This window comes from Paenibacillus glycanilyticus, assembly GCF_051200795.1.
Lineage (GTDB): Bacteria > Bacillota > Bacilli > Paenibacillales > Paenibacillaceae > Pristimantibacillus > Pristimantibacillus glycanilyticus.
In genome coordinates, this window is record NZ_CP195155.1 from 3,609,113 (window position 1) to 3,627,319 (window position 18,207).

Here is an 18,207-nt window from a genome sequence, read left to right on the forward strand (position 1 = left end):
CTAAATGACGTGAATGGCCAATACTCCTGCAAATAATAATACGGCCTCTACGGCTTCGTTCAGCGCACCGTAGTTATCCCCTGTCAAACCGCCAAGCTTGCGGCTGAGCCATACGGCGAACAGTAATCCCGTAAGTATCGTTAAAACAATGCACCCGGCAAGAATCAACAGTGTTTCCTGCCAAGCCAATCCGTCAAGGGACAAGCACAGCACCGTTACGAAGACAGCTGCGATAAAGCCTGCCGCAACTTGTCGACCCGATGCCAGATGGAATAAAGCGCCGATCCCTTCCCCATGCCGGGCATTTGGCCAGCCCGCGATGGCGGCTCCCATCCACCATCTGCTCCAGACCGGTATGATCACTAGAAGGGATAAACCACGGCCGCCGTCCTGCTGACCGAACCATTCGGCAAGCAAGGAGAATTTGAAGAGCAGCAGCAGCACCGCAGCAATGACGCCCATTGCCCCAACGCGGCTGTCCTTCATGATCTCCAGCATCCGCTCCCGGGACCGGTGGCTGAGCACGCCGTCTGCCGTATCCATCCATCCGTCGAGGTGCAGGCCTCCGCTAAGCGCTGTCCAAATAGCCAGCAGCAATACTGCAGACGGCCTGGCGGGCGAGAACAACTCCAACACGGCAAATCCTCCAGCCAATATCGCCCCAATAAGCACGCCAGCCGCTGGAAAATAAATAACCGTCCGCGCCAACGTCACCGGTTCAAACGGTACCGTTACCGGTACAGGAATCCGCGTAAGAAATTGCAGAGCCGCGGCGGCTGCCAACGCATGGCGTTTTAACGCAGCAATAACCATAACCCCAACACTCCAGCCATTATAAGAATACTAACCGTGTACAAGAGACGGACGGAACGGACGATATCATAAGGCTCCATCGCTCTGGTCGGCCACCCCATCCTGGCCCGTTCGCTTGGCTGTCCGAAATAATAATTCAGTCCGCCAAGCTCAATGCCAAGCGCTCCGGCCACGGCAGATTCCGGAATACCGCTGTTTGGACTTGGATGATAACGGGCGAACCGGCGAACGGAAGCCCAGGACCTTGCAGCCGACATTCCCCTGTTCAGAAATGCGGCAAGCGTGAGCAGCAGCCCTGTCAGACGTGCCGGAATATAATTGAGCACATCGTCCGTTCGGGCGGAACACCAACCGAAGTTTACATAACTATCATTACGGTAACCAACCATGGAATCCAGCGTATTTGTTGCCCGGTACAGCATGGCAAGCGGCGCACCGCCAAGGATGGCGAACAGGATAGGCGATACAAACGCATCTACCGTATTTTCCGCAACCGTCTCTACAGCTGCCCGTGAAGCTTCGGGTGGCGTAAGATTTCCCGTATCCCGTCCTACAATATATCCCACGAATTTGCGCGCGTCCTCCAATTGACCGGCGGCAAGCGGACGGTAGACAAGCATGGCCGCATCCTTCAGCCCTTTTACCGCTATCGTGGTGGAGATAAACCAGGCGCTTGCCGCATACCCCAGCCAAGGATGGATCCATTCTGCCGCAGCCGTTACTCCCCACATGATGCCATAGGATACGGCTAAAGTAATTATCGTCAAAATAATGCCCATGCCCTTAATGCGCCTTGCGTTCCGTCCTTCTTCGTTCCTGCGCAGAAGTTTCTCGAGTACGCGAATAAGCCGACCGATCCAGATAACGGGATGGGTCGGCCACTTCGGATCGCCGATAATCCAGTCTATAACGATAGCTGCCGCAACAAGCAGCAGCGTTTCCTGCAAAGAATAAAAGATCATAAGCTCTCCCACCGAAATTGCAAGGCTTTCAGCTCGACCGGAATTCCCGCCGTAACAAGGAAAACCTTGTCCGACAAGGCAGCCATTCGTTGATTCAGCCGTCCGGCTTCATCGCGGAATCTTCTGCCCAGCGGATAAGCCGGTACAATTCCGTCCCCGACTTCATTGGTCACGAGGATTAGCGGATAGTTATACTCCTGAACGGCAGCTGCCAGTTCATTAACCTGTTCATTCAACCAATCCCGGGCTTTGTCCGCGGATTCGGATTTTTCCCGTTCCTCCGCTTCCATTAGCACATTTGTCAGCCATAACGTCAGACAATCAACCAATATCACCGGCGGCTTCCCTTCCATCCGCTCCAGCTCATAGGCTTCCTTCGCCAGCTGTCTCAGCCGGTCCGGAAGCTCAATCGGCTCCTCCATGGTGGTCCAATGAAAGCCTCCTTGGTCCCGGTTCTGCCGGTGCAAAGCGATCCGTTCCGCCATTTCCTCATCCCAGACCCGGCTGGTCGCAATGTAGATCCCTTGCTCCCCAAGGCGGGCTGCAAGCTTCTCGGCGAAGGAGCTTTTGCCGCTTCTTGCTCCGCCGGTCACCAACATAACCATGTCCGATGCACCTACTCCCTGGAAACTCCGGCACTTGAGAAGGTCGCCATTTCCTGCATCAGCTTTAACGCGGCATCAACGAAATGGAAGCACAAGACGGCGCCCGTTCCTTCTCCAAGCCGCATATCGAGCTGAATCATCGGAGACAGCCCCATCGACTCAAGCACAACCGCATGCCCTTGTTCCTGGGACAAATGAGAGGCGAACAAATAAGGCTTCGCCTGTTCCGCCAGCCGAACCGCTACCAGAGCGGCAACCGAGGAAATAAACCCATCAACGACAACGGGACAGCCGTTTGCTGCCGCGCCGATGATAAATCCGGCCAATCCCGCTATCTCCGCGCCGCCTACCTTGGCGAGAACATCAAGCGGATCCGAGGCATCGGGGTTATTAACGGCAATCGCGCGTTTCACGACTTCAATCTTGTGCCGCCAGCTTTCATCGTTAATGCCGGTTCCTCTGCCAACGGACAGTTCGGGCGATAATCCCGTCAATACGGTTGTCAGAGCGGCGCTTGGGGTCGTATTGCCGATGCCCATCTCTCCCGTTGCGAACAGCCGGTAGCCTTTTTCAGCCAACTCATTGGCTACTTGTACGCCTGCCATAACCGCCTGAAGCGCTTCTTCCCTGCTCATCGCAGGCTGCTTGGCCATATTGGCTGTACCTCGAACCACCTTCCGGCTGATCAGCCCCGGATGCTCGAGCTCGGCATTAACGCCAATATCCACGCAATAAACATCCGCTCCCGCCTGTCGTGCGAGGACATTTACCGCCGCTCCGCCGCTTAAGAAATTAAGGACCATTTGAGGGGTCACTTCTTGCGGATACGCGCTGACTCCTTCCTCGCATACGCCGTGGTCTCCAGCCATCACGACTACCGCTTTGCGGCTCAAATCCGGCCACAGGCTTCCTGAAATCCCGGCTAAGCGAAAAGCAATCTCTTCAAGCTTCCCGAGACTGCCGGTTGGCTTTGTCAGCTGGTCGGAATGCGCCTTGGCTTCAATTACAGCCTGTTCTTGGAAAGGTCTGATTCGTTCGATCACCTGTTTTAACTCGGCACCTAATTCATTTGCCACAATATTTTCTCCTCTCCGTATGTAGAACTCTATGTCATTTCAATTAATCTGCCGGCATCCTGTTGCTTCGGCTGCAATAGAATCTGGGGCGTACCGGTTAAAGGATGCTTCACGATCGTTGCTTCCGTCTGATAAACCTCACGGATCAGTTCAACGCTAAGCACCTCCGCTGGAGCGCCCATTGCCGCTACTCCGCCCTTATGCAGGACGAGTATCCGATCACAATAAAGGGAAGCCAAATTCAGATCGTGCAGAACGGCTACAACCGTCAAATTGCGCTCCTGCTGCCACTTCCGCACGGTATCCAGCAGCTGTACCTGATAACCGATATCCAGATAAGTCGTTGGCTCATCCAGCAAAATAATTTCCGGTTCCTGCACCATCACCTTCGCTAGAGCTACCCGCTGACGCTCCCCGCCGCTTAGCTGATCAAGCGGCCGGTTAGACAAAGGCGTCAGCCCCATCGACTCCAGCGTATAATCGATCAGCGCCGAATGATCCTCCCGTTCATCGCCAAACCAATTCTGATAGGGAAAACGCCCCATTTCAACCACTTGGCGGACGGTAAAGCCAGCTGGGGGTAACCCGCCTTGCTGCAGAACCGCCAAACGTCTCGCGAGCGCTTTGCGGGAAAAATTCGACAGATTCACGCCGGATAAGCTGACATCGCCCGAAGAAGGCTTTGTCACGCCGGATAATAGCTGCAGCAGCGTTGACTTTCCTACGCCGTTTGGCCCGATAATGCCATGAATCCGGCCGGGCTCAAGTTTAAACGAGAGGTTCTCCAGGACAGAACGGCCGTTAACTTTCTTGCTCACTTGTTGAACCGAGATCATTAATAGCCCTCCTGTCCTTTTTTGCGCCGATATAGCAGATACGCGAAGAATGGCGCGCCTAGCAAAGCGGTTACGACCCCAAGCGGTATTTCTTTCGGGGCAAGGGCTATTCTTGCAAGCGTATCGGACCATAACACGAATATGCCTCCGCCAATCGCCGAGAGCGGAATCAGCAGCCGGTAATCGGGACCAACCATTAACCGGATGAGATGCGGCACCACCAAGCCTACAAAGCCGATAACTCCGCTGACCGACACCGCCGCCGCGGTAAGCAGCGTCGAGCCGATCAGGACGATCAGCTTTGTCCGTTCAACCCGGATTCCCAGATGCGCCGCATGCCTCTCGCCAAGCACAAAAAGATTCAGCGCTTGTCCGTATGCAATCAAAATCGGCAGGCCAATCACCAGGCACGGAAGCACAATATAGACGTCCGCCCAGTTTTTCATCGCCAGAGACCCCATCAGCCAGAACAGAATCTGATTAATGACTTCGTCGGACATCGATACCATAAACGATACAAACGCGCCTAAGAAGGATTGAATGATGACACCGGACAGGATCAATGTCTCAATCTGCATGACGCCCCTGCTGCGCGCCAGGAAAAAGACGCCGAGCAGCGTCAGCGTTCCCGTCATAAAAGCAACAACCGGAATCGTCCATTCGCCCAGCACGGCCTGATAACCAAACAAAATAAGAAAAGCCGCCCCTACCGAGCTGCCGGATGATACCCCTAACGTATACGGATCGGCAAGCGGATTGCGAAGCACGCCTTGAAAGCCCGCTCCGGCAAGCCCGAGGCAAGCGCCAACAAGCACGCCTAGCAGCACGCGTGACAATCTGACCTGCGTCACAATCGCGATCTCTCCGGTACTCCAATGAGTGCTCGCATCATCCGTCCAAGGAAGCTGATGCCAGAGGATTCCCCATACATCGGCAAACGGAATCATGGAGGACCCAATCGACAAACTTAGAACGATAGAAACAGCAAGAAGGAGCAAAGCTGCTCCTCCATAGACCGCTAGTTTTCTTTTCATCTTACTTCACAAGATCCGGGTGAAGAGCTTTCGCAACCTGCAGCAGGGCATCCGCAAGACGCGGACCTACGCGCGAAGTCTCGTCATTGCCAACTTCGAACATCTGCTTGTTCTTCACCGCATCAATCGCATCCCAGCCCGGACGGCTGTTAATTCCGGTAACGATTGGATTCGGATCCTCTCCCAGATCAGGATAAAGGATAATTTCAGGGTTTTGCTTCACGACTTCTTCCGCGCTAACTTCATACCAGCCTGCTTGCGAAGCGCCCACGTTCGTTCCGCCGGCAATCGTAAGCAGTTCATCCAGGAACGTGCCGGAACCAACCGTCCAGCCTGGCGAGAATTCCAGGTAAACCAGCTTTTTCGGAGCGTCCTTCACGGCATCCGTCACCTGCTGCTTCACATCGCGCATATGCGTTGCGACTTGCGCGGCTTCCGTGTTCTTATTCATTATTTTACCGATTGTCTCGATTTTGGCAATTGTTTCATCGTAAGTTTTAGGATCCGTGGCAAGAACCGTAATGTTCAGCTTGCGAAGCTGCTCGACCGCATCGGTATTCATCGTAGAGGAAGCCACTACAAGATCGGGATTAAGAGCCGCGACTGCTTCGATATTGGTCGTCATGTCGCCTACTTTAGGCTTGGACGCCGCTTCTTCCGGATAATTGCTGTAGCTGTCAACGCCGGCTACTTCTTCGCCTGCGCCAACCGCATAAAGAACTTCCGTCTCGCTTGGCGCGAGAGATACGACCTTCGCTGGAGCTTTCTCAAACGTCAATTCCGTTCCCGTAGCATCCGTCACCTTGAACGGATATACCGTCTCCGCTGCGGCTGCCGGACTTTCGGCCGGCTGCTCGCTTTGAATCGGCGATGCCGACGCGCCCGCATTCCCCGCATCGTTCGTGTTCGCTTTGTTAGCGCCGCATGCCGCCATAAAGACCAGAATTGCGGCCATCAGCATGGCCAGCATTAATTTCGACAATCTTTTGTTTCTCCCAACCATTGTTTCCAAGCACCCCTTCTATTTATCTTGAATCGAAAACAAAAAAAGGCATTCCCGGCAAAGGTGCCGGAAATGCCGGAAGTCTTTTTTTGCATGCGCGCAAAGAAAGACGGGTTCCCTCATTCCAACACTTCCCTAATTCCGCGTAGGTACAGCGTTATGCAAACAGGCAGGTCTCCTGACTCGAAGCAGTAGCGCCAGCGTCTTCCCGAATATTGCATTCAGTGACGTAAGCTGGCACACGGGTCTAATTAAAATTAGACCGCTTCTTACAGTGGCGGGTCCGTGCCGGATTTTAACCGGACTTCCCTATTAAGCTTGCAACAGCCTGTCGGCTCCTGCAGCACCTGTTCCATGATTTATTCGTTTTCGACCAACGTAACTATACCACCCATATTCTAGAATTGTCCAGCAGCTCTTCTTAATCTTGCTCCAAGACGGATGGCGTTGCCCACCACCGACACCGAACTGAACGCCATTGCCGTACCGGCCATCCATGGCTGAAGCATGCCGCAAGCGGCGAACGGAATGATAAGCGCGTTATAGATAAAAGCAAACGTCAGATTTTGCCGGACATTGCGAACCGTTAGGCGGCTGATCAGCAAAGCCTCCGGAATAGCGGTCATCCGGGGCTGGAGAAGCGTAATATGCCCGGCCGTTAACGCCGCATCCGTACCGTCTCCCATCGCGAGGCCTACATCCGCCGCGGCAAGTGCCGGAGCGTCATTCCAGCCGTCGCCAGCCATCCCAACCTTGTAGTCCTGCTCCTTCAGGCGGTCAACCAGCTCCAATTTATCTTCAGGCAGCATATTGGCATAGACCTTCGAAGGATCGATTCCCGCCGTTTGGGCCGCGCTCAAGGCAGGCGCAGGATGATCTCCCGTTGCCAGAACCACGGTTACTCCTGCTTTCCGAAGCTGCGTCACGGCCGGCTTGGCAAAAGCCTTTACCGCATCGATGAAGGATATAGCTCCGATTACCCGGTTATTATCCGCTACGTATAACACCGTTTCCCCAAGCTTCTGGCGTTCTTCCGCGAATCTTTGAATAGCTGGACTGCCGATGCCCCACTTTTTCAGTGCGGCAAACCCGGCATTGCCGATTCCGATTCTTCTCTGCTCCACCAATGCTTCTACCCCTTTGCCTGTCGTATAGGAGAAATCGGTTGCGGCAGGAGGAACGAGGCCGGTCTGCACGGCCTCCGCCCGAATGGCGACGGCAAGCGGATGAGTCGAATTGGCTTCAACGGCGGCTGCAAGCCTCAAAAGCCCTTGCTTGCTTCCTTGCGTAACGTGCATGCTGCCAATCTTCGGTTTTCCTTCGGTTAACGTTCCCGTTTTGTCTAGCACGAGCATATCAAGCTGTGCCAGGCGTTCAAGCGCACCCGCTTCCTTCACCACAATCCCTCTTTTGGCGAGACGCCCCGAGGCTACGACAAGGGAAATCGGAGTTGCGAGTCCAAGCGCGCATGGGCAAGCCGCCAACACTACCGCGACGGCGCAACGGAAGGCTGTCGTCCAATTGCCCGGATCCACAGCCGTAACCCAAATAACAAAAGTGCCTAACGAGAGAAGCAGCATCGCCGGTACAAACCAAGCCGATACCGCATCGACCTGCCGCTGAATCAGCGACTTCGAACGCTGCGCCTGCCTGACGAGATCAACAATACGGCTTAACATGGTAGCATAACCGGCAGCGGTGGTGCGGATTCGGAGGCTGCTGCTTTCATTCCGGGTTCCCGCCCATACCTGGTCGCCGGGACGCTTGGCAAGCGGAACGCTCTCGCCCGTCAACAAGGATTCATTAATTTCCGACTCTCCGTTCGTTATAACGCCGTCAACGGGAATAATCTGTCCGGCAGGCACAAGCACATAATCGTTCTCCCGGACAAATTCCGTTTTGATCTCCATTTCAACGCCGGCTCGCTCCACTTTTACTACCGTGTTCAGCAGCTTGCTGTATCCCGAGGCATCCTGCTGCGCGCGCGAAGTAACCGAGGCTTCAATAAACTTGCCAAGCAGCACGGCCGTTATAACGACTGCGGATGTCTCGAAATAGAGAGGAACCTCATGGGCATACAAAGCGGTTCGATCCGCATTAAATACGAGAAAATGGCTGTACAAATAAGCAGCCGAGGTTCCGGTTGCCACCAGGACATCCATATTGGTCGCCCGCGACCGGATGGCGTGATAGGCCCCGATATAGAACGGCAGACCTATGACGAACTGGATAACGGTCGCAAGAACCAGTTGAAGCCACGGATTGGTCAGGAGCTCGGGAAGCTCTATCCTGGCAAACGGAGCCAGATGCTGTACCATCGCCGAGAGCAAAGGCGCAGTAAGAAACATGGAGATGATCAATCTCAGCCGAAGCCGGCTTCGTTCCTTCTCGAAGCCTTCCTTCGCATTTTCGGGCAGATCCGCTTTAAAGCCAAGCTTGGCGATCTGCTGCATGATGGCTGACGGTTCAATCATTCCAGGCTTATATTGCACCCAGGCCGTACGTGCCGAATAGCTGACCGCTACGGCTTCAACGCCTGGCATTTTTCCGACATTCTTCTCTATTCTGGCCGCGCAAGCGGTGCAGCTCATCCCTTGCACGGATAAATCGATCGTAATTCCCTTATCGTCCATACGGCTCACCCGCCTTCCGCTTGTCCATTCTACTGCCGTAATCGAACAAGCTCCTGCGTTAATCTATATGATTCGAATGGGGGATGTAGAATTAAAAAAGCGTGCTTGCGGAGGCAATTGCCGCCAGACAAGCACGCTTTGATTTTTATTTGCCGTATGCGACATCGCCATTCCAGGCCAGCATGCCGCCGGTCATGTTGGTTACGTTATAGCCTTGGGCATGAAGGAAATCGCAAGCTCTTCCGCTGCGTCCGCCGCTGCGGCAAACCATGATCAGAGCCTGATCCTTTGGCAGCTCTTCGTAGCGTTCGCCGAATTGCGAGAGCGGAACGCTGACCGCTTCCGCGATATGTCCCGCTTCCCACTCGTCATCCTCGCGCACGTCAATCAGATTCAGCTTCTCGCCGTTTTTCAGGCGCTCTTCAACTTCTGCTGGCGTAATTTCTGGATACACTTCATTCCACTCCTTCATATTTCTTCAATATCTTTGTTTCATATTGCTGAAAAACCGGCGATTGCCGCAGTCCGCGCGCTTCCATGAGCATCTTGAACCTCAGCTCTTTCTCCGTCAGCTTCTTCTTGAGAACGGCTTGTTCATCCGGATTCCGGCATAGGCGGATCATATCGCGGAGGCTCACGATTTCCTTCTTCACAACCATCTCTTCGGGAATCATTCCGGCGTTGCTCAGAAGCTTGTAGGCAACCCGGAGCTCCTCCGGCACATGGGAGTTATCCTCCAGTTCCAGCGGTTTGCCTTTCCCTTTCAGGTTGTCAAATTCGCCCTTCGCCATCGATTCCTTAATCCGCTGCTCTACTAGCGAGGACATAAAATCCATGCCATGTCCGCCTCCTGTCATTGCCCGTCATCCCTAGCGCTTTCTTTATGCATTGTAACGAAAAAGAAGCCTCCCGGCAATGAGAAGCTTCTTTCTCAACCTTATATTAGATACGAACGGCCGTGCCGCTGACAGCGACCATCAGCATGCCATCGCGCACGACCTCGTAGTCGATATCGATGCCAACGATCGCATTCGCTCCCAAGCGGAAAGCCTGGTTTTTCATTTCTTCAAACGCAACATCCCTTGCTTCCTTCAGCTTGCTCTCGTAAGCCCCGGAGCGTCCGCCCACAATATCCGTAATGGAAGCGAAAAAGTCGCGGACAACGTTGGCCCCCATAATCGCTTCGCCGGTTACAATGCCGGAATATTCGATAATCGGACGTCCTTCAATAGCTGCGGTTGTTGTTACTAACATAAAATGACCCCTCCCGATAATAGTTAAGCCGATATTAAGAAGGAATACGTTCCGTGGGAAAAAACGTTTCATTTAACACTAAGAAAAGGGCAATTTCCCCAAGGGCTTTTGGATACCAACTTGCGTTCGACTTCAGCTCCTTAGCTCCTCGATCCGAACATCTCTTACTTGGCCGGTATCGGCTGCCACAAAAATATGGACGCGTACGCCGAATTCGGCACCGTTGCCTCTAAGCCATAACTTAAACCGCTCTTCCGTCCTCGAACCGTCGGCGGTAAAATGCCCCTCGTATTTGTAATCGATAATATCGGCATCCGGATATTTGTTTGCGGTTTCCTGCATCGCGATTTTTCCGTATTTGGCATATGAAGGCTCAGCATGCGCGGCTGAAGGCACCGCAATCGCAAATAAAGCGGCAATCAGCATATAAATCAATAGTCTGCCTTTTTTGAATCCCATACTGCCACCTCCCTGACCACATTTTTTGGTACTCCGCTTAGTGTGGCTGTTCGTGAAGGCAGGCATACATGCTATTCTCTTTTACACCGGTTCAAGCATAGGGGCATACATCATGACGGCTTCATTCTCCGTGACGAACTCTTCACCCAGCAGCTCCCCTTCATCCAACGCGTATTTCCTGCGGTAGATCGAATTGCTTCTGACGTAACCGCCCCATGGCTTCAGCTCGATCCGGTGATCCTTCTCCACGACTTCGTACCGGTAATTCACCGGAAGAGACGAGCGCCACTCGCCAACCAGCTTATCCTCCGTAAGACCTACGATCAGCTGAAAAGGCTGCCGCGTCGGATTATGGATCTGCAGATCCAGATAATTGTACGCGCAGGTTGCCCCGCTTCCGAACGGCTGCGTCCGCCCGGCGTCCGGGAATACATCGTAGCTGTGCCTGTGCCGTTCAATGACCTGCAACGGGGTATGCAGCGTCATCCAATAGATGAGATTGGACATTTGGCATAATCCGCCGCCTACTCCATGTTTATATCCGCCGTAAAATAAAATCATGCCGTCTACATACCCCTTTCTTCTAGTCGGTTTGCCTATGGCCCGCCAGTAGGAGAAGGTTTCGCCGGGCATTAATACGATGCCGTTCAACTTCTCAGCCGCCAGCCGCAAATTAATGACCTTGTTGGTCTGCAGCCACATGTCTACATTTCGAAGCTGCCTCATAAGAGGAGTTGCATGGGTAAAAACCACATACGGCAGGGACAGCTTATGGATTCTGGCAAGCTTTCCGGCGCTGAACAGCCATTTTACCCGCCTTTTATTCGTATACCACCATTTACCCGCCTGCAGTCGCAAAAACGAACGTTTGACGGGCCGGTGCTGCATCAGATTATTCAACTTCCCTCTTCTCTCCTTTACAGAAGTCCAATTTTGTTGAGCGGCCATATCCGGTATACGGCCTTCCCTTCAATGCTGGAAAAGGCAATCGGCCCGATTGACCGGCTGTCCACGCTATGCTCGCGGTTGTCGCCAAGAACAAAAAGCTCCTTCCGGGCAACCGTGTAGGGGAATTTCATCCCGCCAGGCTCCGTCATCCCTACGGCGTAATTCTCCGTTAGCTGCTGCCCGTTCAAGACAACCATTCCGTCCCGGACATCAATAACGTCGCCTGGCACGCCTATGACTCTCTTCACCAAGCGCAAGGAGCTTTCCGGCCCATGGATAATAACGATATCTCCGCGTTCCGGCGGCTTGAAACGGTAGGACCATTTGTTTTCGATCAGGCGCTGGCCTTCCACAAGCGTTTTTTGCATCGAGATATTATGTACCTCTGCCTGCGCGTAAACATAGTTTTGGAACAGCAAAGCGATGATGATGGCGGCCGTAATCGAAATCAGCCACTCTCTTAGCTCACGCAGCAGCTTGCGATTCCCGGTTAGTTGATCATCCATTCCCTAGCACTCCTTGAAGAAATAGGAATTCAACATAACCATCACCTATAACGTTTTCGCCCGGCAAAAAGTTACCTGAGGACTAAAAATACCGTGACAGGTGCGTGGCATGTCTTATAAAGTAGATTTATATGAGGGAGGTAGCCAGAATGGAACCATCAACACGATCGCAGCGACTACTTTTTATGACGGTAACGTTAATGTTCTGGATTGCAATGTATACATACGTGCCGACGTTGTCGCCTTATTTGAGCTCGAGAGGGCTTTCGCTTGATTTAATCGGGGTTGTGCTTGGCAGCTACGGCTTTGTCCAGCTGTTAATCCGTTTTCCGCTGGGGATGCTGTCGGACCGTTACGGTAAAAGGAAGCCTTTTATCCTGCTTGGCATGCTTGCCGCCAGTGTCAGCTGTCTTCTGTTCATCATTCCGGGAAGCTGGCTGTGGCCGCTTGCGGGGCGCGCGATGGCGGGGTTATGCGCATCGACCTGGGTTGCTTTTACGGTGATGTACGCGAATTATTTCGCGGCGGAGGATGCCACGAAGGCGATGGGAAATATCAGCGTGATGACCGTGTCCGGCCAAATGATCGGGATGCTGTTAAGCGGCTGGATGTCCGAGGGATTCGGAGCGGATGCTCCTTTCGTGCTTGGGGCGGTTATCGGTGGAATCGGGCTGTTGCTGGCGCTCGTGATTCACGAGCCGGCCAAACCGCTTCATGAGCGGAGCGGAATATCGTTCTCGAAGATTCAAAGCGTAATCCGGACGAAGCTGCTGCTGCAGGTGGCCCTGCTCTCTTTGCTCGCGCATTGCGTGCTGTTCATTACGATGTTCGGGTTTACGCCGTTAAAAGCGGAGGACATGGGCGGCAGCGGACTCGAGCTTACGTTGCTCGTATTCGCCTTTATGGCGCCGCATGCTCTCGCTTCCATGTTTACGGCCAGGTGGTTTGCGCCGCGCTTCGGGAATTGGACGACGATCGGCGCCGGATTTATCCTAAGCGCCGTCTGCACCGTCTCGATCTGCTATGTGCATTCCATCTGGATTCTTATGCTAACGCAGGTGATTAACGGATTTGCGCAAGGCTTGCATATCCCTCTTCTGCTTGGTCTTGCGATCCGGGACGTGGATCCTCCCGGCCGGGCTACCGCCATGGGTCTGTATCAGGCGGTCTACGCGGCAGGCATGTTCGCCGGGCCATTCCTTGCGGGCTGGCTGAACGAAAGCTGGGGGTTAAACAGCGGCTTTGCGCTAGGCGGTATGTTTGGATTGATCGCCGCCGCGCTATGCCTGGTCTATTACCGTTCAGATCGTAAATTAATTAAGTCCATTAATGATTAATGCTATTATCTAATTAAGAAAAGAATGATTGCAGCGGCAGCCGCAGTAATTACGATGACGATATCCTCCTTGCTGAACTTCAATCTCAGCCCTTGCGTTGGCTTCGCAAGCGGATGACCGATCCCGCGGGCTTCAAGCGCATCCGCCATTTGCTCGGCCATACGCAGCAAGGAACGGATGTAGGGCACCATGGCAGGCAGCAGCATCCGGAACGGAAGCGACCCTGCGGCGGTCGTGACCTTGCCCCGCGCATGCGCGATCTTCACGTAACGCTCCCATTCCCCCGCAAGCAGCGGTATAAAGCGGAAAATCAAGGTTACCGTAAGCGCGATGGACATCACGGGAACGTCGAACCGGCTCAGCCAGCCAAACGTCTGCTCCAGGCTGCGCTGGACTCGCAGCGGCGTCACGAGCCCCATTAGAGGCAGCCCCAGCATCATCACAAGCAGCAAACCGCTGAAGCGCTGGATGGTCTGGAGGGCGGCCTCCCAATCGAAGCTAAATGGCGAAAAATGCACGCCCGAAATAATGGCGATCACCGCCGTCATGATCACGTAGGCCCGGATGGCTTTCATCCAGGGCCTTATTTGTGCCCGCAGCGGAATAAGCACCGCAAGGGAGAGCGCCGCGGCGACAGCCAGCCCTGCCCAGCTGTGCTGGAGCAGGATGGTTGTCGCGAGCAAGAGGTACGCGGCGATTAACGCCCGCGGATCGAACCGCGCAGCGAGCCCTTGGTTTGGCGCCTCAGCGGGCGCAGCCACGGCGGGCGCAGCCACGGCGGGCGATGCCGGCGTAGGCGGAGCCATGGACGGAGCAGCAGCGGGCGGAGCGAGTGCAGGCGATGCAGGCGTAGGCTGAGCTGCAGCAGGCTGAGCAAGTGCAGGCGATGCCGTAATAGGTAGAGTCTCAGCGGGCGATGCCGTAGTAGGCTGAGCTGCAGCGGGCGGAGCAAATGCAGGCGATGCCGGCGTAGGCTGAGCTGCAGCAGGCTGAGCTGCAGCAGGCTGAGCAAGTGCGCGCGATGCTTCTGTGAGCGAAGCCGTAATAGGCAGAGCCTGCGGCTCCGCCGCCAGTGCTGCTGCTGATTTCGGTGCAGCAGCACTGGCGGCAGCGGCTTGCAAGGACGGGCGCTCCGCCGTCCTTGCGCCGTGGGCGGCGCGCTGCGCCGCCAGCAGCGCCGCGAGCTCGCGCGGCGCCGGCCACGGCGCGCCGCCTAGCGCAGCCGGCGGCGCAAAACCGGCCGCGCGCAGCTGCGCCAGCGCGCGCTGCGCCTGCGGCGCGGCTGCGTCGTGGGCGCGGTTCTCCGCCCACGACGCCGCCGAAGCCGCTTCGCGGACGGAGCCGCCGGCAAGCACGGCGACCTCGTCCGCGAGCGGCAGCAGCGCGTCGAGGTCGTGCGTGGCTACGACCGCTCCGCGCCCCGCCGCCCTATGCGCGTCTAGCATCGCGCACAAGCGGCGGATACCGTCGGCGTCTAACCCCGCCGTCGGCTCGTCGAGCAGCAGCCATTCCGGCTCGCATGCCATCAGACAGGCTATGGCAAGCCTCCGCTGCTGCCCGCCGCTTAACGTCCAAGGATCGCGCTCCAGCAGCTCCCTCGGCAGTCCCGCTTGCTCCATCGCTTTTTCTATTCGGCTTTCCTTCTCTTCCGCATGCAGTCCGTAAGGCTTCAAGGAATAATCGAATTCCTCCCGTACCGTCGATGCAAACCATTGCGATTCGGATTGCTGAAGAGCAATGCCCGTTCTCATCACAATCGTCTTATTCAACCGCTGCTTTTTTCCTCTGTTGTTCCAAAGCGATTCGTTGCCCTGATCAATTTGTCCGCCGGTTAAACGCCGCAAACCCGCCATTGTCTCCAGTAGCGTTGATTTGCCCGAGCCGTTGTGACCAACAAGCAAAGTAATCGCTTCTTTACGAAAGGTCAGGTTGATTCCGTTTAACAGCAGCTTGTCCGGATTATGGGCCGCGGCAACCGATACCTGCTTAAGCTTCCAATCGTCCTTCATTCCGCAGTCACCGCCTTAGCAAGCATTTCGGGCGTCATAGGCAGCGGCTGCAGCTTTATCCCAAGCCTCTCCAGCTCCCAAGCCGTCTGAATGACGTAAGGAGCGGAAAAGCCCAGCTCCTCGCATGGACTGCCTCCCCCGGAAGAACGACGTTCAAACAGCCGTTCTGCTTTTCCGTCGAACCGGAGCTCTCCTTGCTCCAGCGCCAGGACGCGGTCGCCGGAAGCAAGCTCCTCCAGCTTTTGCGTAATCCAGATGACCGTTACCCCTCGGTTGTTCAGCTCTCTAACCTTTTCCATCACATAGATACAAGCTTCCGGATCCAGCATCGCCGTTACTTCATCCAGAATCAGCATCGGCGTCTGCACGGCTAGGCAGCCCGCAATCGCCGTCAGCTGCTTCTGTCCGCCGGACAACGTTTCCACCGGTTGATGCATGCGGGCATGAAGACCGGTCTGACGCAGGGCATTCTCAGAAAGACCCGCTATCCTTTTTCCTTCTACGCCATGCTGCTCTAGCATCATCACAACATCTTCCCAGGGAGTCGACCCCACCATGGAAGCATCCGGCTGCTGCAGCACCATAGGAATCTGACCCGTCATGAACCGCGATTGATCCTTTTCAACCCTGCCTTCCACTTGAAAAGCGCCAAAACCGGCGATAAGCCTCGCCAGCGTGCTTTTCCCGCTTCCGTTTCTGCCAATCAGGTTAATCCATTCTCCTGCAGCAATCGTTACCGTTACATTGCGCAACAGAAATGGCTGGGCCTTCATTTGCTCCCCGTATGTAAGCGGCTTGACCGACACATTGGTCAGCTCAACCAAATTTTTTTCCGAAAACATTCCTTCAACCTCTTCCCCAAATGAAAAAGCTGTGCTAAAATCCGATTTGTTAACCTCCATCAACTATAAACGGTTAACATTCAAAACGCAATCACTAAAGGAGTCGATCCGCCATGCGCAACAGCAGTAATATTCGAAGCACCGTATTTATCGCCTTATTCGCCGCTCTCTTTATCGTAATGAGCGCCATTCAGATCAAAGTGGGTTCCTATGTGCCCATTACCCTTCAGACGCTTGCAGTCACGCTTGCCGGCGCCATTCTGGGCCCTCGCAAAAGCTTTATTTCGCTTTGGATCGTCATAGCCCTTACGGCAACCGGCCTTCCTCTATTAAGCGGCAGAGGTGGCCTTGAGACTCTAACAGGAGCAACTGGCGGATTTATCTTTGCTTTCCCTTTCTGCGCTCTGCTGATCGGTTTTGCAACGCAAGCTCTCTTCCGCAGCGAAGCTCTTATGCGTAACCGCATAGTCGGATTTATCACTTTATTTATCGTGTTTGAGCTGTTTGGCTCTTTCCTTACTTACGTACCCGGCGTACCATGGCTGATGCATGTAACGGGTCTGAATTGGGGCAAAGCGATGACAGCTGGCTGTTATCCTTACTTGCCCGGTGACGCGATCAAATCCTTTGTTGCGGCCGTTATCGTGCTGTCTCTCAAACCATACATTCTGAGAATTCAATCGTCAATCCGTTCCGGGCATAACGAGAGCCAGCTTCATACAACGATATAATAAAATACTTAAATCAAAAGCGGCTGCGCCAGGTACAATCCTGCACAGCCGCTTTTGCATGATCACTATTTAACCCCGTTAAGGAACGAAAACCTGACTTACCTTTCCTTTTCCGTTACCCGCTTCAATCTCCGCGTAGGCTCCGTTAACAAAGGTAATTTGTGGAGGAACATGGCCGCAATCTATGTCGTACACGATGGGCAGCTTCAGCTCCTCGTATAGCTCCGAGAACAAATCCTCCTCGGTGTAATGATCAACGGGAAGATGAACCGCGCTCCTGCCGAATAAAAGTCCGGCGCAGTTGTCGAACCAGCCTGCCAGCTTCATCTGGACTAACGATCTGCGCATATCCACCGTATTCAGTTCGCAATTCTCCAAATACCAGATAATTGGTTCGCCGTTAATATAACGGTTCTGGAAATCCTTCACTTGCCCGTAAGGAGTACCGATTAAATGCCGGATAACATCGATGCATCCCCCTAACAAGCGCCCGTTGATCTGTACAGTTTCATTTTTGGCTATTAATTTCCAGCTGGTTGGTTCCGTCAAATGAAAAATACACGGGCTGGGATGATCATGATCCCATTCCTTCTGATAATACGGCGATGAATATTGCGTTATGGATTCTCCGGCTTTTAAGGAGAGCACCTCTTCCCACATTCCCGTCGTCTGGTCGGCATATTCACCCCGCTGGTCAATGAGATTGGCTCCATGAGCGGTAGCAAGCCCCGTTGTTAACGTTACGGCCAGCAGCAGCACGCTAATATCGGAATAACCCATGATCCATTTTGCAGGGAGCTGTTCCCATTGCAAATGCTCCAATATCTCAATCAATAACTCTCCGCCCCACGGCGGAAAAATCATGCCGATCGAATCATCCCGCATCATTCGGTTAAATTCGGCTGCCCTTGCGGGAGCCGGCGCCGACTTTGCTTTATGCTGCGTCCACACCGTATCCCCGTGTACCATCCGATAGCCTTTGTCCTCCATCCGACCGATGGCAAGCTTCAACATCGGGTGAAGCTCCGTTCCAATTCCCGATGATGGCGCAGTTATCCCTATTACGGCTCCTTTTTGAAGCTGCGGATATCGAATCATGCCACTTCCCCTTTCGATCTGCACTATGGATACGGAATACGACAGCCATTTAGGAAATTCC

The 18,207-nt window shown here is 54.2% G+C and carries 19 protein-coding genes and 1 riboswitch; of the genes, 2 read left to right on the forward strand and 17 right to left on the reverse strand.

The genetic code is table 11. The features are described from left to right. From cobS to lepB, 14 genes are all read right to left on the reverse strand, one after another. Positions 1-813 (reverse strand): adenosylcobinamide-GDP ribazoletransferase, encoded by an 813-nt coding sequence (gene cobS / locus ACR9FF_RS16640; RefSeq protein ID WP_435163128.1) that lies wholly within the window; start codon positions 811-813, stop codon positions 1-3. Further along, positions 795-1,775, reverse strand: coding sequence for an adenosylcobinamide-phosphate synthase CbiB (gene cbiB / locus ACR9FF_RS16645; RefSeq protein WP_435163130.1), 981 nt, complete (start codon positions 1,773-1,775; stop codon positions 795-797). Before cbiB ends, cobS begins: the two co-directional genes overlap by 19 nt. Beyond that, entirely contained in the window at positions 1,772-2,380 is a 609-nt protein-coding gene (cobU, locus tag ACR9FF_RS16650; RefSeq protein WP_435163132.1) for a bifunctional adenosylcobinamide kinase/adenosylcobinamide-phosphate guanylyltransferase, read from the reverse strand. The genes cbiB and cobU overlap by 4 nt, the downstream gene beginning before the upstream one ends. Positions 2,381-2,391: 11 nt before the next feature. Continuing rightward, on the reverse strand, positions 2,392-3,459 hold the full coding sequence (gene cobT / locus ACR9FF_RS16655) for a nicotinate-nucleotide--dimethylbenzimidazole phosphoribosyltransferase (RefSeq protein WP_127495175.1): 1,068 nt from the start codon (positions 3,457-3,459) through the stop codon (positions 2,392-2,394). Positions 3,460-3,485: 26 nt separating this feature from the next. After that, a complete protein-coding gene (locus ACR9FF_RS16660) occupies positions 3,486-4,292 on the reverse strand; it encodes a heme ABC transporter ATP-binding protein (RefSeq protein ID WP_127495176.1) in 807 nt (268 codons plus the stop codon). Beyond that, the gene (locus ACR9FF_RS16665; RefSeq protein WP_435163134.1) at positions 4,292-5,326 is read right to left on the reverse strand and encodes a FecCD family ABC transporter permease; all 1,035 of its coding nucleotides are present in this window, start codon (positions 5,324-5,326) and stop codon (positions 4,292-4,294) included. Before ACR9FF_RS16665 ends, ACR9FF_RS16660 begins: the two co-directional genes overlap by 1 nt. Before the next feature lies 1 nt (position 5,327). Continuing rightward, a complete protein-coding gene (locus tag ACR9FF_RS16670; protein WP_435163136.1) occupies positions 5,328-6,308 on the reverse strand; it encodes an ABC transporter substrate-binding protein in 981 nt (326 codons plus the stop codon). Between the two features lie 172 nt (positions 6,309-6,480). Further along, a riboswitch (cobalamin riboswitch) is annotated at positions 6,481-6,695 on the reverse strand. 32 nt (positions 6,696-6,727) lie between these two features. Next, the gene (locus tag ACR9FF_RS16675; RefSeq protein WP_435163138.1) at positions 6,728-8,962 is read right to left on the reverse strand and encodes a heavy metal translocating P-type ATPase; all 2,235 of its coding nucleotides are present in this window, start codon (positions 8,960-8,962) and stop codon (positions 6,728-6,730) included. A gap of 145 nt (positions 8,963-9,107) precedes the next feature. Further along, positions 9,108-9,416 (reverse strand): rhodanese-like domain-containing protein, encoded by a 309-nt coding sequence (locus ACR9FF_RS16680; protein ID WP_201000397.1) that lies wholly within the window; start codon positions 9,414-9,416, stop codon positions 9,108-9,110. Position 9,417: 1 nt separating this feature from the next. Further along, positions 9,418-9,798, reverse strand: a complete 381-nt coding sequence (locus ACR9FF_RS16685) for a DnaJ family domain-containing protein (RefSeq protein ID WP_127495181.1) — start codon at positions 9,796-9,798, stop codon at positions 9,418-9,420. Positions 9,799-9,904: 106 nt separating this feature from the next. Beyond that, entirely contained in the window at positions 9,905-10,216 is a 312-nt protein-coding gene (locus ACR9FF_RS16690; RefSeq protein WP_015844937.1) for a YbjQ family protein, read from the reverse strand. 132 nt (positions 10,217-10,348) lie between these two features. Then, a complete protein-coding gene (locus ACR9FF_RS16695) occupies positions 10,349-10,675 on the reverse strand; it encodes a YqzG/YhdC family protein (protein WP_435163141.1) in 327 nt (108 codons plus the stop codon). An 81-nt stretch (positions 10,676-10,756) separates the two neighbouring features. Continuing rightward, entirely contained in the window at positions 10,757-11,563 is an 807-nt protein-coding gene (locus tag ACR9FF_RS16700) for a VanW family protein (RefSeq protein ID WP_435172138.1), read from the reverse strand. 29 nt (positions 11,564-11,592) lie between these two features. Continuing rightward, positions 11,593-12,129, reverse strand: coding sequence for a signal peptidase I (gene lepB, locus ACR9FF_RS16705; RefSeq protein WP_201000409.1), 537 nt, complete (start codon positions 12,127-12,129; stop codon positions 11,593-11,595). A 149-nt stretch (positions 12,130-12,278) separates the two neighbouring features. On the opposite strand from lepB, the gene ACR9FF_RS16710 reads away from it, so the two are divergent. Continuing rightward, the gene (locus ACR9FF_RS16710; protein ID WP_435163143.1) at positions 12,279-13,466 is read left to right on the forward strand and encodes an MFS transporter; all 1,188 of its coding nucleotides are present in this window, start codon (positions 12,279-12,281) and stop codon (positions 13,464-13,466) included. A gap of 5 nt (positions 13,467-13,471) precedes the next feature. Here the strand turns inward: ACR9FF_RS16710 and ACR9FF_RS16715 are convergent, their stop codons facing one another. Further along, positions 13,472-15,475, reverse strand: coding sequence for an ATP-binding cassette domain-containing protein (locus tag ACR9FF_RS16715; RefSeq protein ID WP_435163145.1), 2,004 nt, complete (start codon positions 15,473-15,475; stop codon positions 13,472-13,474). Then, a complete protein-coding gene (locus ACR9FF_RS16720) occupies positions 15,472-16,317 on the reverse strand; it encodes an ATP-binding cassette domain-containing protein (RefSeq protein ID WP_435163147.1) in 846 nt (281 codons plus the stop codon). Before ACR9FF_RS16720 ends, ACR9FF_RS16715 begins: the two co-directional genes overlap by 4 nt. Before the next feature lie 113 nt (positions 16,318-16,430). Between ACR9FF_RS16720 and ACR9FF_RS16725 the strand changes: the two genes are divergently transcribed. Continuing rightward, complete coding sequence (locus ACR9FF_RS16725; protein ID WP_201000420.1) at positions 16,431-17,048, forward strand: biotin transporter BioY; 618 nt, start codon at positions 16,431-16,433, stop codon at positions 17,046-17,048. A gap of 78 nt (positions 17,049-17,126) precedes the next feature. Here the strand turns inward: ACR9FF_RS16725 and ACR9FF_RS16730 are convergent, their stop codons facing one another. Beyond that, entirely contained in the window at positions 17,127-18,146 is a 1,020-nt protein-coding gene (locus ACR9FF_RS16730; RefSeq protein ID WP_435163149.1) for a S66 family peptidase, read from the reverse strand. Between the last annotated feature and the right edge of the window lie 61 nt (positions 18,147-18,207).

Bases quoted from the DNA above. Each gene is read 5' to 3' on its own strand.
- cobS (WP_435163128.1), bottom strand. From the start codon at position 813: ATGGTTATTGCTGCGTTAAAACGCCATGCGTTGGCAGCCGCCGCGGCT.
- cbiB (WP_435163130.1), bottom strand. From the start codon at position 1,775: ATGATCTTTTATTCTTTGCAGGAAACGCTGCTGCTTGTTGCGGCAGCT.
- cobU (WP_435163132.1), bottom strand. From the start codon at position 2,380: ATGGTTATGTTGGTGACCGGCGGAGCAAGAAGCGGCAAAAGCTCCTTC.
- ACR9FF_RS16660 (WP_127495176.1), bottom strand. From the start codon at position 4,292: ATGATCTCGGTTCAACAAGTGAGCAAGAAAGTTAACGGCCGTTCTGTC.
- ACR9FF_RS16665 (WP_435163134.1), bottom strand. From the start codon at position 5,326: ATGAAAAGAAAACTAGCGGTCTATGGAGGAGCAGCTTTGCTCCTTCTT.
- ACR9FF_RS16675 (WP_435163138.1), bottom strand. From the start codon at position 8,962: ATGGACGATAAGGGAATTACGATCGATTTATCCGTGCAAGGGATGAGC.
- ACR9FF_RS16685 (WP_127495181.1), bottom strand. From the start codon at position 9,798: ATGGATTTTATGTCCTCGCTAGTAGAGCAGCGGATTAAGGAATCGATG.
- ACR9FF_RS16690 (WP_015844937.1), bottom strand. From the start codon at position 10,216: ATGTTAGTAACAACAACCGCAGCTATTGAAGGACGTCCGATTATCGAA.
- ACR9FF_RS16695 (WP_435163141.1), bottom strand. From the start codon at position 10,675: ATGGGATTCAAAAAAGGCAGACTATTGATTTATATGCTGATTGCCGCT.
- ACR9FF_RS16700 (WP_435172138.1), bottom strand. From the start codon at position 11,563: ATGCAGCACCGGCCCGTCAAACGTTCGTTTTTGCGACTGCAGGCGGGT.
- lepB (WP_201000409.1), bottom strand. From the start codon at position 12,129: ATGGATGATCAACTAACCGGGAATCGCAAGCTGCTGCGTGAGCTAAGA.
- ACR9FF_RS16710 (WP_435163143.1), top strand. From the start codon at position 12,279: ATGGAACCATCAACACGATCGCAGCGACTACTTTTTATGACGGTAACG.
- ACR9FF_RS16715 (WP_435163145.1), bottom strand. From the start codon at position 15,475: ATGAAGGACGATTGGAAGCTTAAGCAGGTATCGGTTGCCGCGGCCCAT.
- ACR9FF_RS16720 (WP_435163147.1), bottom strand. From the start codon at position 16,317: ATGTTTTCGGAAAAAAATTTGGTTGAGCTGACCAATGTGTCGGTCAAG.
- ACR9FF_RS16725 (WP_201000420.1), top strand. From the start codon at position 16,431: ATGCGCAACAGCAGTAATATTCGAAGCACCGTATTTATCGCCTTATTC.
- ACR9FF_RS16730 (WP_435163149.1), bottom strand. From the start codon at position 18,146: ATGATTCGATATCCGCAGCTTCAAAAAGGAGCCGTAATAGGGATAACT.